The sequence below is a fragment of the Porphyromonadaceae bacterium W3.11 genome, from assembly GCA_030434245.1.
Taxonomy (GTDB): Bacteria; Bacteroidota; Bacteroidia; order Bacteroidales; family Porphyromonadaceae; genus Porphyromonas_A.
Window position 1 is genome coordinate 219,378 of record JAUISX010000003.1, and the last position, 14,899, is coordinate 234,276.

A 14,899-nucleotide genomic window follows, 5' to 3' on the forward strand; every position below is an offset into this window, starting at 1 on the left:
GGCAATTATGTATTACGTTTTGTCACCTCCTATTTTTCATTATAAATCAGCATATTAGACACTATCTCCTGCTACTCTTAGTTGCTGTAGGTCCTGTAATATCCGAAAGCTCTTACAAATCGTCAAGTCAAGGATTCTCCAACTATTGTCTCACTCACAATGATGGTTCTCGCAGTAGTGTAAGCAAATCAGTATGACTTTCCTTGATAAATGAGATACTAAGACGCCGTCTATATAGAAGGTAAATTACAAGAAGAGAACACACGCGAATATCGAAAGCTGAACGAAGTAAATTTCGACCGTGAAGCACTCTCAAAGATATAGGCTTCCTTTTTGTACCGACATCAGACATAGCCCCATTAACTAGAAAAATCATAAAGCAAAGACCAATTTATATTTTATTTAATAAAAAGAGTTACCTTTGCAGCGATTTGCAAGGCACATTGGAATTTGGTATAAAAAAGAGCCCATAGGCTAATATATTTTGAAGCCAAAGCTGTACCCGCAGCCGTAAGTCCTATAACATAACTCCATCTACTGGAGCTCATAGAGCTCCATACCACTGCTCCATTACGGAGTGGGAAGGTAAGAATGAGAGGGGATGAGCCGGAAGACCTACCTTGCAAATAGTATTGAAGTGAACTTGATCACTACCAACTTCACTCTACCTAGGCTTTCGGGAAAAAGAGCCCATAATACTTAGTCTTGTCACAAAATGCCCCATTTAGGGACGCGTTGTATCATGATGTAGTGTTTCTTTCTCCTAAGTCATCGCCTTGAAGAGTTGTTGGGATCAGTCCTAACTTCAACTGCAGAAACTATTTTATCACTTATCATTTAAAAATTTAAGAATGAGGCGAAAACTTTTTTGGGCAATCATCCCGTTACTAGTCATGGCTATGCCACTTACAGCAAGTGCGAAAGACGATAAGTCTAATAACATCAGCCAACCCACCACTAATGAACCTGACACAACTTACTACCTAACTAATGTTGATGTCTCAGCTAAACGGAGGGTGAAGATGTCTAAGCTAGATGTAGAGCTAAAAGACCTACCTCTAACCGTTAATAACATCTCACTACAGCCTCTTAAACTTAGAGGTATATTTGACTTCCAAGAAGCAACACGCTTTGCCCCATCTGTTAATACCAGGACCACATATGGAGCGTTTCAGCAAGTGAGTGTGAGGGGATTTGACTACTCTCCTGTAGAAATTGATGGTGTACGTGATGAGCGTACGACGTTCAATTCATATCCTCTCCCTGACCTTACAATGGTAGAGAGTATCGAAGTCAGCAAGGGTCCAGCTTCAGTCCTTAGTGGACACTCCTCTGTTGGTGGATCGATCAATATTGTTAGAAAATCTGCTACGAACGTACCACAACTAGAGCTTCTACTGATGAATGGCTCTTGGAACACCTACCAAGTCAGCGGTACTATTGGTGGAAAACTCGTTGATGGCATTAACACCTTATTTAACTTCAATAGATCTGGTGGTGACCAATGGAGAGACCTTGGGAACAGACGCTTCTCGGTGTATAACAATACAAACTTCAGACTCGCTCCTAAGCATATCTTAGACCTACGTCTTAGCTATAATAAAGACTTCTATGGTACAGAGGCAGGACTACCAGCAACAATGCCGGGAGACATCACAGTGGAAAAAACAGGCAAGGTTATATACAAAGAAGGCGATAGGCTTAGAGGACTCAATAGAGCTCAGAGATATAATAACAATAGCGACTTCATGTTCAATGAAAGTGCTAATGCTCTATTGAGATACACCTTCTACATGAACGAGGATTGGAAGTTATCTAACAAAGCTATGTATAGCTACGACGTTATTGATTACTTCTCTACTGAGTCTCTAAGCTATCCTGAAAGTTCGGATCCTATCTATCCATACTTTTATATGAGAGGTGACAAGAAGAAGTATATAGACCTCGATCATGTACAGCTGACATTCCCTCTACGATTCCAACACGTGGCTAAGACTTTTCAAGACCATTTAGACATCACTGGAAATTTCAATATAGGAACCATCAAAAATAGCATTCTGCTTGGCGGCTCATACACCATAATGGATCGGGTATCCTTCTCTGGTTATGGCGTAGCTGGCGAACCTCAGTCCGCTCACAACCCTGCAGATGACATCGATGTATGGGGACCAGGTGTAAACTCTGTCATTTCATCATACAACCCTGATAATTCAGCTCCGATGTTTGAAAGATTTAGTAAAGCATCTCCATCGGAAACACAGGTTATCGGTGTTTTCTTCCAAGACATGATGGACTTTTCCAAACACCTTAAGGGTTTTGTGGCACTGAGATACAATAACTATGGTATCAAGCACTTCACAAAGTCTGATGCTATTGATAGAAAAGCGAAATATGAGCGTGGTGAGCAAACAGCCAACTTGATTTATAATTCGCTCACTTATAGATTTGGACTGGTTTACCAACCCATTGAAGATCTATCAATATACACTAGCTATTCTAACTTCTTCGTTCCTGACCGTCGTGCAAGGTCCTTTAGTGAAAAACAAATCTTAGTGGATAAGAAGGGAAACACTATAGACCAAAGTAAATTAGATTTTAGCAAAGCTATTTTTGATCCAACTACTGGATACCAAGCTGAGATTGGAACTACATTTAATATCTCATCTAAACTTAATGGTAGTCTATCAGTTTACCACATCAAGCAAGAAAACCTCGTACGTACCATTGGTACCATCCCTGGTGTCATTGATGGAAAGCCTATAGACAAATCAGTAGTAGCTCAAGTTGGCACAGTATTATCTACTGGGGTAGAGTCTGAAATCAATTATAGCCCGCTAGAGAACTTATTCTTCAGCATCGGTTACGGGCTTACTCATGCACGCTACGGAGAGATCGCAAAGAATGAATATGACCTGAAGGGGGTTGACAAGGGAGATAGACTAAATTATATCCCAAGAAACACATTCTTCAGCTTTGGTAACTACACCTTCAATAAAGGACTCTTAAGTGGGCTTGACCTTAACTATAGCGTCACTTATACAGATAAGATTTACCGAAACTTTGGTAGAAATATCTATTACGACCCATACATGCTACTTAATCTCGGTGCTCGCTATACGATTGCCAATTCAGGTGTGTCTATAGGTCTGCAGGTAAATAACGTCTTAGACAAGCACTATGTGGCTCAGTCACTGGGCAACCAAGAAGTACCAGCGATGCCTCGTAACTTCAAGTTGATGATCAATTATAAGATTTGGTAATTCTCTATGAAGGTTTTCAAAGTCATCCATAAATGGCTAGGAGTCATCATGGCTCCACTGATGGTCATGTGGTTCATCTCTGGGTTCTTCATGATATTCAGTGGATTTCCTAGAGTAGAGAATAGCAGTAGATTCAGCTTGCTGGACACGCTGTCCTCTACTGACTCTTTACCACATGCCTCACAACTTAGGTCCTGGTATATCCAAAAGACTAAGAGTGGAGCGGAACTGACTGAAATAGGTATAGAAAAGAGTCCAAGAGGACTCTTTCTAAACCTATCTGGTACTGAGGGCAACGTAATGATTGAGGCCTCCAATGGAGAGGTAGCAAAGGTTATAAAGCCTAGCATTGAGGATATCGAGGAGATGACCTATAGGATCACTCAGCAATCCCCTATGCGTATCGATACGCTCAATAATCTTGAACAATGGATCCCGTTCTCAGCACAGAGAGCTGAATTTCCAATATACAAAGTAGCTGTAAACGATGGTCACGATACTCATCTGTATTTCTCAGGACAGAGCGGAAGATTGCTCCAACAGACAAATAGCAACAATCGCTTACTGGCATGCTTTGGAGCTATCCCCCATTGGCTTTATTTCTGGCCTATCAGACAGAACATAGACTTGTGGATAAATATTTTCATTGTCCTAGGTATTGTAGGATGTCTGATGATTATATCGGGGCTAGTAATGGGGATATTCCGAACCTCACAAGCCCGAAAAGGGAAGGGCAAAAAGTGGAGTCCGTACAAGAAACGGTGGTATTACTGGCACCACATTACAGGATTAATCTTTGGTATTTTTGTCCTCACTTGGATGTTCAGTGGATGGATGTCTCTTGATAAGTTACCGAGCTGGATGACTGGACCAACACCGGATAAAGAGTATTATACACTATCTAGAAGTTTGCCTATAACTTCGGGCATTAACCTAGACTTCGATAAAGCGATAGAAATATACCCAAATGCTAAGAGAATAACATACGGTAGTTATTTAGGCCAGGGTTATTACGTGATAGAAGATGGGACTAGTAAAGAGTATGTACAGATCGAAGACGGAATTGTCCAGCCGCTAAAGGTTTCAGAGGAGCAGGCCAAAACGTATCTGACTGCAGAACTTCCACAGGTAAAAATTGAGAGCTGTAGGACGTTGACAGACTACACGGCTAATTATCTCCCTCATCCAAAAGGGCGTCACAAGCCTCCACTACCTGTATTCGAAGTCAAAACAGATGACGGTACAACCTTATACATGGCTTCGACAGAACCCAGAGTACAAGTAACGAACAAAGCAACCGTACTCAACTCTTGGGCATATCAAAAGCTTCATGCCTTTAAGTTCCTATGGGCATACCACCATCCAGCCCTATGGATGGCTCTTATGCTGATACTACTATCAGGTGGTACTCTTGTGAGTATTACGGGAATTGTACTTGCTTGGAATGTGCTTCGCCGCCAGTTCAAAGGAAGAAAGAAAAACTCGTAACCACTAAGGCACTACATTTTCACCCCCAAATGATCTTAGATAACCTAGATTATTTGGGGGTTAATACATCTCGCACTTGTGTCTTCAAAAACATCCTATGAGTATCTTTATAGAATATACCAAATGAAGGGTAATAAAATGTATCAATGCAACTTTGGTATCAAAACTTTCATCGAAATTGACCTAATAATTAGAGCGAAGATTTACAGAGCATTATTGTAGGCAAGACAGCTCAATGATGTTCGAAATATTGGGTAAATTTGTCTATTATTCAAGCTAATTATTAATATTGTAGAGAAGGTCTCGATAGACCTTAGGATATAGTTTTTTATATCTATCATAGTATAACATTAGATATACGAAAGGAGAGTCTTGTTACTTGTATAAAGTATGATTCTCCATTAGAAGCCAACATCATTTGAATAAAGCACATTAAATAATTAATATATCATCTATTGATAACAAATAAAGAATTAACCACCATGTCAAAAAAATTACTTTTCATTTTTCTCACCACTCTGCTACCATTCTTAATCGGATGTAGTGGTGAAAGTAGCCAACAACAAAAAGAGGGCAAGGCTTCACCAGAAGCAATTGAGGACTTTGACTTTCCTGTGAAGGTTAAGTATGCAAAGGGCTTCACTGTTGAAAATCATGAAACCTACAAGGTTTTGCATATAAAAAATGCAGACCAAAAAGACTCAGAAGATACTTTCGTCCTATACTTAAAAGGCGAGGAGCGTCCTGAATATGATGGCATGGTCACTAACTATATCCCCATCCCAGTGTCTAAAATCATTACCACCTCTAGTGTACAGATCGGAGCCTTTCCAATACTCGAGGGCGAAGAGAGCATCATAGGCTCTACTTCATTTCAGTACATTAGCAATGAGACTATTCGCCAGCGTGCAGAGGATGGATTGATAAAAGAGGTCGGCATGGGGATGTCCAATAACTTTGAATTGATACTCTCTCTAGAGCCGGAAGTCCTTCTCCTTGATTACGTTGGCTCACCAGAGGAAGCTGAAAAATACAAAGCGTCTGGACTCGCATTGATGATTTTTAATTCGTGGAAAGATCAAAGCTTGCTTGGCCGTGCTGAATGGCTTAAGGTGATTGGATTGCTCTTGGGAAAGAATGAAAAAGCGGATGATGCATTCCAAGAGGTTGCAACCAACTATATGGCAGCAAAGAATCTTTTATCTGAGGATGACGAGTGGATCCCTATCATGTATGGACAGGACTATAAGGGGACATGGTATGTACCTGGCGAACTAAGTTATCCTGCGAATATGTTTAATGATGCAAAGCTGAGCTTTGACTTCATTGCTGGTGAGACGGATAGCCAACCTAGGAGCATAGAGGAGATTTTTGCAAAAAATCGTCACGCTTTATATTGGTTCTCATCGTTCTATGCAGACTGCGAAACGGTAGCCGATTTTGCAACAATAAACGAACGTTATAGAAATTTTGATGCCGTAAAAAAGGGGAAAGTCATCTCTGACCGTAAGAGAGTCAATGGATTTGGTGGAAATGATTACTGGGAAAGTGGACCTTATCGTCCCGATCTCTTACTAAAAGACTTGATCAAGATCACACGTCCAGAATTGTTACTAGATTATGAAACAACCTACTGGATGGAATTAAGGAGGGAGTAAAATCGGTATCATCAACTTCCATTTCGTCATTGATATGTAATTCGACAGAATACGGACAATGTTTGCAAAAGAGAACCTTAAATACATTAGCCCCATGGGGGATGAGATGTACGTCGAACACGATAGTCTCATTGTCCGACTCATGGGGCATAGAGGGATCGTCAGCAGCTCCAACCTCAATGGTGGATACCGTGAGGACGTGAAGTATATATACAATCATAGCTGTGCGAAAAATCCGTTTGTCTTAGCTAAGAAAGAGACGGAAATACAAGAAAGCACGCTCGATGAATACTTCGAGGAGCTAGCCCTTCATATTGGGCTACCAGTGGATTCTACGACGGGCATGGATACCGCGGCAAAGATTGAAAATCTCGCGATTTCTACCCGTCAAGTGCATGGGGTGAAGGTGATGGCGGTTGCTACAGCTGGGATTGATGTCAATGGTGGTAGAGCTGGGGATAAAGCCACTTACGATGAGTTCGCAAAAGAGGGGCTTCCCATTAAGTCTGGAACCATAAATATCCTCCTCTTCATTGATGCAAATCTTAACGCTGGGGTACTAACTCGTGCAATCGTCACAGCGACGGAAGCTAAATCTGCTGCTTTGCAAGAATTAATGGCCAATAGTATGTTCTCGGAAGGGATTGCTACTGGCTCTGGCACCGACTCTATCGTCATTGTAGCTAATAAGGACTCCAACACACCCCTCTACAGCTCAGGCAAGCACGTTCTACTTGGACAGATGATTGGCGAAAGCGTAAAGGAGGCGGTGTCAAAGGCTCTGGATAAGCAAACGGGGATGAATCCGCGTCGCCAAGCGTCTATTGAATGGCAGTCCAAACGATATGGTATCACAAAGGATAATATCCTAAACCACTTTTGCGACATCTCTAAACAACAATACGATATTGAACGCATCAGGAGACGAATTGACAAAATAGATACGGATGAATATATTTTGGCTTACGTCGCAGCCATCACTCACCTGTGTGATCAAAACAGATGGAATATCCTAAGTGATGACGTGCTCATAACTCTTGCCAACGAACTCATAAACGGGCTTATAAAAAAACATCATATCGATTTTATTGTTTCAATAGACAAGGAAGCAATGCCGAAAAGAAAAGGATACAAGCTAGTTATTGAACACACAATGATCGCTCTAGCTATCATTGCCTCTAATCCTCAATAATGTATCAATTGAAACACAATTGATCATGAGATACTTCAAGTGAGTTAACGAAACAATAATTCATCATGCTTGTTCTACAATAAAGAGTGAATAAATATTTATAAAACAGATTAAAGGACATTTTTTATGGAACAAGACAGAACAGAGTACCCAATGCCAAGAATTGGTGAGAAGGCACCATCATTTACTGCAAAAACGACTCAAGGAACGATTAACTTCCCTGAAGATTATACTGGAAAGTGGAAAATCTTATTTAGTCACCCAGCAGACTTTACACCAGTGTGTACTACCGAGTTCATGACTTTTGCATCACGTCAAAAGGAGTTTGACGACCTTAATTGCCAGTTAGTAGGTCTTTCTATAGATGGGCTTTTCAGCCATATAGCTTGGCTGCGGAATATACAGCATCTTGACTTCAATGGCATGAAGGACGTAGAGGTGAAGTTCCCACTTATTGAGGACATTACTATGGATGTCGCTAATAAGTACGGAATGGTTCATCCAAATGAAAATAGCACTGCAGCTGTACGTGCTGTATTCTTTATTGACCCAGATGATATTATCCGCACAATCCTCTATTATCCAGCTTCACTAGGTCGTAACTTTGATGAGATTGTACGTATATTGAAAGGTCTTCAGGTTGCTGCTGAGTTTGAAGTGGCCCTACCTGCCGATTGGAAGCCAGGTAAGGACGTTATCGTGCCTCCTGCTGGATCATGTGGCAGTGCTAAGGAAAGAATGGAATCAAAGGACAGCGATATACACTGTCATGACTGGTACCTCTGCACTAAGAAGCTCTCTGAAGAAGAGATCAATAAGAAAATCAGTGAAAAGTAATGTAGATGCCATTCGTTTAACGTTTTCGCTATAAGCATAACGAATCGATCTAATTAATAAAAGAGCTGGTGTGCACAACTGTTTCTGTTTACACGCCAGCTCTTTTATTATGCCAGCTTAAATATTATTGGTGTCCAATAAAAGTGTTAAATGCGAAGAAGAAAAGGGCTGATCCTAGTAATGGAATCAGCCCTATATGTTTAGTTTTGTAATTCGCTAAAAAAACAAACTAACTATGGACAAATGTACATATTTTGGGTAGTATCCCATGACATGTGTGTACGCCAGAATACGTCTTTTAATAGTCAACCTACATATTTTTTGGTGTCCGGTAAAAGTTTTTATCAAACACCAATAATTACCAATATAATAGGCAATTTTGAGGAGTGTTATACTGACAGCATTTTATAAATGTGTAACATTGAGAATATTACACTAACCTCAACCGTTCGGAAACGTATAAAAAAAGAGTGCCCGTGGAAAAACCACAGGCACTCAATACTATTTTAAATAATCTTACTTAATCAAGATTACTTAGCTGTCATGATAACAACACGGTTCCATGCGTTATTTTCGAATGGTTGCTCGCTATCACCATTGTACTCGATAGATACAAGGTTAGAAGGAACACCGTACTCATCTGTAAGAATACGAGCTACTTCACGTGCACGTCTCTCAGAGATATTCATGTTATAGTCAGCAGAACCAGTCTTAGCGTCAGCATAACCAACAACAACTACAGGAAGGTTATTAGCCTTTGCAAATTCTGCAACTGTAAAGATGTTAGCCATTTGGTTCTTATCTACGTTAGAGCTATCGATACGGAAGAATACGTGTCTTTCCATTTCCTTAACAGCAACTTCCTTAACAACTGGAGTTGTGTCACATGTTGGGCACTCTTTTGGACGCTTAGCAAGTTCCATGTTTTCAGCCTTAAGTCTGTTAACTTGGCTCTGAAGGTCGTTGATAAGAGCTTCGTCCATAGGAACAACAGCTTCCCAGTCTGGACGACCAGCGTCAAATGTAAGACCTAGACGAACTTGACCAACTAGGTCATTTGTTCTGTGGTTCATTGCTTCAGGTACTCTTAGCATGTTAGCAAATGTTACTTGTGGAGCAAGTACTAGGCTAACACGACGACCAAGACGGAACTGCATTTCGATACCAGCGTTACCTGATACAGAGTGGTTGAAGTTCTTATCATCCCAGTACTTTTGAGTAGCATCAGGAGTGTTCAAAATGATCTGGTTAAGCATATAACCAACACCTACGAAAGGAACAAAGCTGAACACACGACCTGGACGGTAAGTACCAAAGTAGTTGTTCATATTGAACATAAAGTCAAAGTGTGGGTTGATAGCGTGACCATATTGTGGCTTATCACCATCTAGACCTGCATAACCATCTTTGAAATAGTTATAGTCAATTGACAAACGAGTACCGAAGTAAGGGTTGTGCCACTTACCAATACCGATTGCACCAGTGTAACCAATACGATCCTTAAATTCTACATCCTTCTGAATTGAAGCGCTGCTAAAGCTTTCGATAATACTTGCACCACCCTGAAGAGAGATGAACCAGTTATCTGAAGCCTTGTTTGGTTTAAAACTAACATTCTTACCAGCCATGTTATCAACATTATTATTGACAACCTCTTGTGCTGATGCTGAGAGTGCTAGCGCACCTGCTAGTGCTAGTGCTAATGCTTTTACTTTCATAATTAAAATCTTTTTAATTCAACATTCTATATTTCACGATCCAAATTTTCTGTTTCGCCGGTAATTTGAGAAATACAACATAATTAGTACTCCTCATCAAACCACATGGCAAATATAGCAATAAATCACTTACCTCCCTGCTTTTTAAAAAAAAATAACTGATTTAAGGTTAAAAGGTCCTATTATTGATAACATTTACCTCTAATTATCTTTGTATTTTATGGACTCTTGTAACATCTGCATATATTCACTGCCTCTGTATGTCTGAAGTAAGGCTTCGATTTCATCAAAAGTGATCCAGCCTTGCTTATACGCTATTTCCTCCAAACAGGCCACTTGCAAGCCCTGTCTTTTCTCTATAGTCCTAATAAAATCACCTGCCTCATACAGTGACTCATGTGTCCCTGTATCCAACCATGCAAATCCTCGACCCAGAGGCTCTACGCTTAAGCGATCAGCCGATAGATAATGTTGATTGACAGACGTGATCTCAAGCTCACCTCTCGGCGATGGAGTCAGCCCCTTAGCTACATTTATAACGTCATTAGGGTAGAAGTACAGCCCAACTACAGCGTAATTACTTCGCGGGTTTGCAGGCTTCTCCTCTATAGATAGAGCCTTCTTGTTATGGTCAAACTCTACCACTCCATATCGTTCTGGATCTTTAACATAATATGAAAAGACCACAGCTTTCTTTTGAATCTCCACCTTTTTAATCGCTTGCTGTAAAATCTGAGTGAACGACTGTCCATAGAAAATATTGTCACCTAGGACTAATGCTACATCATCATGACCTATAAAGTCTTCGGCTAAGATAAAAGCCTGTGCGATACCTTCTGGACGAGGCTGGGCTATATATGAAATTCTCACTCCAAAGCGAGAGCCATCACTAAGCAACTTCTTAAAAAGTGGCTGATCGTCAGGTGTCGTAATAATACAAATATCACGAATACCGGCAAGCATAAGGACAGATATGGGATAATACACCAACGGCTTACCATAAACTGGTAGCAGTTGCTTAGAAAAAGCAATCGTTGAGGGATACAATCGTGTACCCGATCCACCTGCAAGAACAATTCCTTTCATTTAATTACACTGTTTCTGTATTTAGGTAATCTTCTAATTGGTCTGGGAAAAGATCTTTTAGGATCACATTTTTCTCAGAATCTAGCAAATAAAGCGTTGGAGATGCTTTGAGATCATAGAGACTTTTCTCTACGATCATCTTATTTTGGTCCATCCCTGCAGTTGCATAGTCAGGGATTTCATCTAGATTTTCTCTCCATAAGCTCTCATCGCCATCAGGATAGATACATAGCACACTAAGCTTTTTACTCTTCACTGCCTCCAAGACCCTTTCACTCTGGGATAAGTACTTTAAGACCTCCTTACAGGTATGGCAATCTGGATTATAAAAGACCACTAAGAGATCTCCCTCATGAGCGGTGGAATGGAGGGTATGACTCTTTCCATCAGGAGTCACATACGTAAAGTCCTCTGCTCTCGTCCCTACTCTATTTTTGAGAAAGAGCTTATAGCCTTCTTCGTAGCGTAGCTTTGCAGCAGGATCTAGCAAGCTCTCTTGATCGGCCACAGCCAGCACTTGATAGTACTGCTCGAGATTATAGATAGGGGAGTTAGGATGGCTAAGATAACTATCATTAAAAGCTAACACTATCGAGTCCATCGCTGGTGTTGCGATGGTGAAGAGGGTATTTAATGAGGCCTCAAATTTTTCATCACTAGCTATATCTCCAATCGCAAAGTAATCGACTAGAAAACGCTCCATCTCTTGAGCAGAAGGATAGTTAGCACTGTCTAAGAGGTCAATATCCTTCCATACTTGATCTACAATATAATTAGCCCTTGCTTCTGGCTCAGTAATCATCTCAGGAGGAACTGGAAACTCTGGCTTCACGAGCTGCTCATGCGAGTCACCTCTCTTTCCAGAACATGCCACAAGCAAAAGAAGAGCCGTAAGCATACAAAGATGCTTACCACTCTTCCTCATTATATATACAAAATTCATTTGTTAATTACTTAGCAAATTTACTCCAATCTACATTTTTCATCGTACCCTTTTCCTTAAACTGTCTGTGGTACTCAAAACAAGCTTCTAGATTATGGCGAGTCTGTCCTTCAGGAGATATTTTCAGATACTCGCGAAGGTTATCACGATAATCTGGGTGGACCACATTATTAATGATCTCTTCTGCTCTTTCACGTGGACACTTACCGCGTAGGTCAGCCACTCCATACTCACTGATGATGACATTAACAGAGTGCTCTGAGTGATCTTGGTGAGATACCATCGGAACAAAACAGCTGATATCTCCACCCTTAGCAGTAGATGGGGTGGTGAAGATTGAGATATATGCCCCACGAGTAAAGTCACCTGAGCCACCAATACCATTCATCATTTTGGTACCCAGTACGTGAGTAGAGTTTATATTACCATAAATATCAGCTTCGAGTGCAGTATTAATAGAGATAATACCCAAGCGACGAACTACCTCTGGATTATTAGAGTACTCTAGAGGTCTCAACAAGACCTTATCCTTAAAGAAATCAAGATCCTTATAAACCTCCAGAATTGTTTCCCTAGATACAGACAATGAACATCCACTCGCAAATTTCACTTTCCCCTTACGCATCAGTTCAATGACTGCGTCTTGGATCACTTCAGTATAGACCTCAAAAGCAGGAATTTCAGGATTGTCTCCCATTGATCCAAGCACCGCATTAGCCACGTTACCCACACCACTCTGTATTGGGAGGAAACTCTCAGGAATACGTCCTGCTCTCATCTCTGATACAAAGAAGTTGGCTACATTCGCTCCAATTTTCTTAGTAACGTCATCAAGTGGTGCAAAACCTGAATCATCATTAGGCTCGCTAGTCTTAACAACAGCCACGATCTTGCTAGGATCCACCTTGACACAATCAGATCCGATCCTATCATTCACATTACGGATCTTAATCTCATCACGATGAGGAGGGTCTTGCATCTCCACAATGTCGTGCATTCCTCGTATAGCCTTTGGATGACGATCATTGAGCTCCACGATAATTTTATCTGCTAGACGGCAGATGGTAGGTAAGATCCCCACCCCTGTTGTAGGTACTATTTCACCATCCTCTGTAACATCAGATGCCTCAACAACTGCTACATCTATTTTACCAAAAAAGCCATAACGTATTTCCTGTGCAAACATACTCAAGTGAAGGTCACAGTAAGAGGTCTGTCCTGAATTAATCAGTTGACGTAGATCCTTATTAGACTGATATGGGGCTCTCCATCTCACAGCATTTGCTCTAGCTAATTCACCATCCAATCTATCTCCTGTAGATGCTCCAGTGAAGACGCCTATCTTGAATTCTCGTCCAGCCTCATGCTCTACTCTTGCCTTTTCAGCAATCGCATGAGGAACTACTTTAGGACATCCAGCTGGCGTAAAGCCACTGAACCCGACATTATCATTATGTCTCACAAAATCCGCTGCTTCTTGAGCGGTCATAAACTTTAGTGCCATGTTTATATCTATTATATAATAAATAAGGTTGTTTTCTATTTTATGCAAATATAACTATTCTGTAACAATACCGCATCCCCTATTACAGACAGTTATCCCCTTTCTCACAACAAATTATTTTGGAGTACTTATCCAGCAGTTCGTGAAGCATTTTTTCATCCTTCTTCGGAGCGAGAAAAAGCATGTCATCCATATCGACGATCAAATAATCCTCTAGGCCAACAGCCACAACCCTCTTCTTTGGATCAGACTCTCTCACTAGCGTACCGGCACTGTCTTCTAAGATTATATTAGTATTAATGGGGCGTAATCCCTCAGGTAGTGATTCTGAATATTTTTGCAGACTGTTCCATGTCCCCAAGTCATCCCAACCAAAGTCTCCTACTGCAGTACATACATTATCTGCACGCTCCATTACGCCATAGTCGATAGAGATTGATGGACTCGCCATAAAAGCTTCATTTACCGATGACCGTTCACTCAACTGACCATAGGACTCAATCTCAGCAAAATGTACCGCAACCTCAGGAAGATACTCCTCCATCGCATCGATAATATCCCGAACCCTCCAAATAAACATTCCGGAGTTCCACAGATAGTCACCAGACTCTAATAGCTTCTTAGCCTCTTCTTCGTTGGGTTTTTCTTTGAATCGCTTTATTGGACCAATCCCATTAGCCTTAGTATCAGGTGTCATTTCTATATAACCGTAGCCTGTAGCTGGAAAGGTGGGTTTGACACCAATAGTCATCAGCACATTATGCTTTTTGACATAACGGATAGCCTCCTGCACTTTCTTACGAAAGGACGCAATCCCTAATATATTATGATCTGACGGAGTCACGATCATCAAAGCATCAGGATTATCCCACGCTATCTTATAGGCGGCATAAGCAATCGCAGGGGCTGTATTTCGGCGAATAGGCTCTGTCAACACCTGTGTGGGCTGTAAGGCAGGCAACTGACGTAAGACCTCTGGCTCAAACTTCTCGCCAGTCATCACTAAGAAATTGGTGGCTGGCAATAGGGATTCGAAACGGTCAAATGTCTCCTGAATCATCGTACGTCCAGACCCAGTTATATCAAGGAATTGTTTTGGTCTATCAATACGGCTCAGAGGCCAAAAGCGTGAACCGATTCCTCCCGCCATAATCACACAGTAAATATCCGCTGTACTATTCGTCATTATGAGTTAGTATAAAACAAACTGTTA

10 protein-coding genes and 1 riboswitch are annotated in these 14,899 nt (G+C 41.0%); of the genes, 5 read left to right on the top strand and 5 right to left on the bottom strand.

What is annotated here, in order from left to right:
- The first annotated feature begins 396 nt into the window (after nt 1-396).
- Nucleotides 397-638, top strand: a riboswitch (cobalamin riboswitch).
- 213 nt (nt 639-851) lie between these two features.
- The 5 genes from QYZ87_05925 (at nt 852) to QYZ87_05945 (ending at nt 8,435) form a co-directional block, all read left to right on the top strand.
- Nucleotides 852-3,260, top strand: coding sequence for a TonB-dependent receptor (locus tag QYZ87_05925; GenBank protein ID MDN4754064.1), 2,409 nt, complete (start codon nt 852-854; stop codon nt 3,258-3,260).
- Between the two features lie 6 nt (nt 3,261-3,266).
- Nucleotides 3,267-4,748, top strand: coding sequence for a PepSY domain-containing protein (locus QYZ87_05930; GenBank protein ID MDN4754065.1), 1,482 nt, complete (start codon nt 3,267-3,269; stop codon nt 4,746-4,748).
- A 482-nt stretch (nt 4,749-5,230) separates the two neighbouring features.
- Nucleotides 5,231-6,406, top strand: a complete 1,176-nt coding sequence (locus QYZ87_05935; GenBank protein MDN4754066.1) for an ABC transporter substrate-binding protein — start codon at nt 5,231-5,233, stop codon at nt 6,404-6,406.
- A gap of 58 nt (nt 6,407-6,464) precedes the next feature.
- Nucleotides 6,465-7,598 carry an adenosylcobinamide amidohydrolase gene (locus tag QYZ87_05940; GenBank protein ID MDN4754067.1) on the top strand — a complete coding sequence of 378 codons (1,134 nt, stop codon included), beginning with the start codon at nt 6,465-6,467 and terminating at the stop codon, nt 7,596-7,598.
- Between the two features lie 126 nt (nt 7,599-7,724).
- Nucleotides 7,725-8,435, top strand: a complete 711-nt coding sequence (locus QYZ87_05945) for a peroxiredoxin (protein MDN4754068.1) — start codon at nt 7,725-7,727, stop codon at nt 8,433-8,435.
- 530 nt (nt 8,436-8,965) lie between these two features.
- On the opposite strand, the gene QYZ87_05950 is transcribed toward QYZ87_05945, so the two are convergent.
- The 5 genes from QYZ87_05950 to QYZ87_05970 form a co-directional block, all read right to left on the bottom strand.
- Nucleotides 8,966-10,153: an OmpA family protein gene (locus QYZ87_05950; protein ID MDN4754069.1), complete on the bottom strand. Its 1,188-nt coding sequence runs from the start codon at nt 10,151-10,153 to the stop codon at nt 8,966-8,968.
- A gap of 201 nt (nt 10,154-10,354) precedes the next feature.
- Nucleotides 10,355-11,239, bottom strand: coding sequence for a glucose-1-phosphate thymidylyltransferase RfbA (rfbA, locus tag QYZ87_05955; protein ID MDN4754070.1), 885 nt, complete (start codon nt 11,237-11,239; stop codon nt 10,355-10,357).
- Between the two features lie 4 nt (nt 11,240-11,243).
- Nucleotides 11,244-12,182 carry a DUF5106 domain-containing protein gene (locus QYZ87_05960; GenBank protein ID MDN4754071.1) on the bottom strand — a complete coding sequence of 313 codons (939 nt, stop codon included), beginning with the start codon at nt 12,180-12,182 and terminating at the stop codon, nt 11,244-11,246.
- A gap of 7 nt (nt 12,183-12,189) precedes the next feature.
- A complete protein-coding gene (locus QYZ87_05965) occupies nt 12,190-13,686 on the bottom strand; it encodes an acetyl-CoA hydrolase/transferase family protein (GenBank protein MDN4754072.1) in 1,497 nt (498 codons plus the stop codon).
- An 82-nt stretch (nt 13,687-13,768) separates the two neighbouring features.
- Entirely contained in the window at nt 13,769-14,872 is a 1,104-nt protein-coding gene (locus QYZ87_05970) for a mannose-1-phosphate guanylyltransferase (protein MDN4754073.1), read from the bottom strand.
- Nucleotides 14,873-14,899: the final 27 nt, after the last annotated feature.

Excerpts from the sequence above, each read along its gene's own strand:
- QYZ87_05925 (MDN4754064.1), top strand. The coding sequence starts at position 852 with ATGAGGCGAAAACTTTTTTGGGCAATCATCCCGTTACTAGTCATGGCT.
- QYZ87_05930 (MDN4754065.1), top strand. The coding sequence starts at position 3,267 with ATGAAGGTTTTCAAAGTCATCCATAAATGGCTAGGAGTCATCATGGCT.
- QYZ87_05935 (MDN4754066.1), top strand. The coding sequence starts at position 5,231 with ATGTCAAAAAAATTACTTTTCATTTTTCTCACCACTCTGCTACCATTC.
- QYZ87_05940 (MDN4754067.1), top strand. The coding sequence starts at position 6,465 with ATGTTTGCAAAAGAGAACCTTAAATACATTAGCCCCATGGGGGATGAG.
- QYZ87_05945 (MDN4754068.1), top strand. The coding sequence starts at position 7,725 with ATGGAACAAGACAGAACAGAGTACCCAATGCCAAGAATTGGTGAGAAG.
- QYZ87_05950 (MDN4754069.1), bottom strand. The coding sequence starts at position 10,153 with ATGAAAGTAAAAGCATTAGCACTAGCACTAGCAGGTGCGCTAGCACTC.
- rfbA (MDN4754070.1), bottom strand. The coding sequence starts at position 11,239 with ATGAAAGGAATTGTTCTTGCAGGTGGATCGGGTACACGATTGTATCCC.
- QYZ87_05960 (MDN4754071.1), bottom strand. The coding sequence starts at position 12,182 with ATGAATTTTGTATATATAATGAGGAAGAGTGGTAAGCATCTTTGTATG.
- QYZ87_05965 (MDN4754072.1), bottom strand. The coding sequence starts at position 13,686 with ATGGCACTAAAGTTTATGACCGCTCAAGAAGCAGCGGATTTTGTGAGA.
- QYZ87_05970 (MDN4754073.1), bottom strand. The coding sequence starts at position 14,872 with ATGACGAATAGTACAGCGGATATTTACTGTGTGATTATGGCGGGAGGA.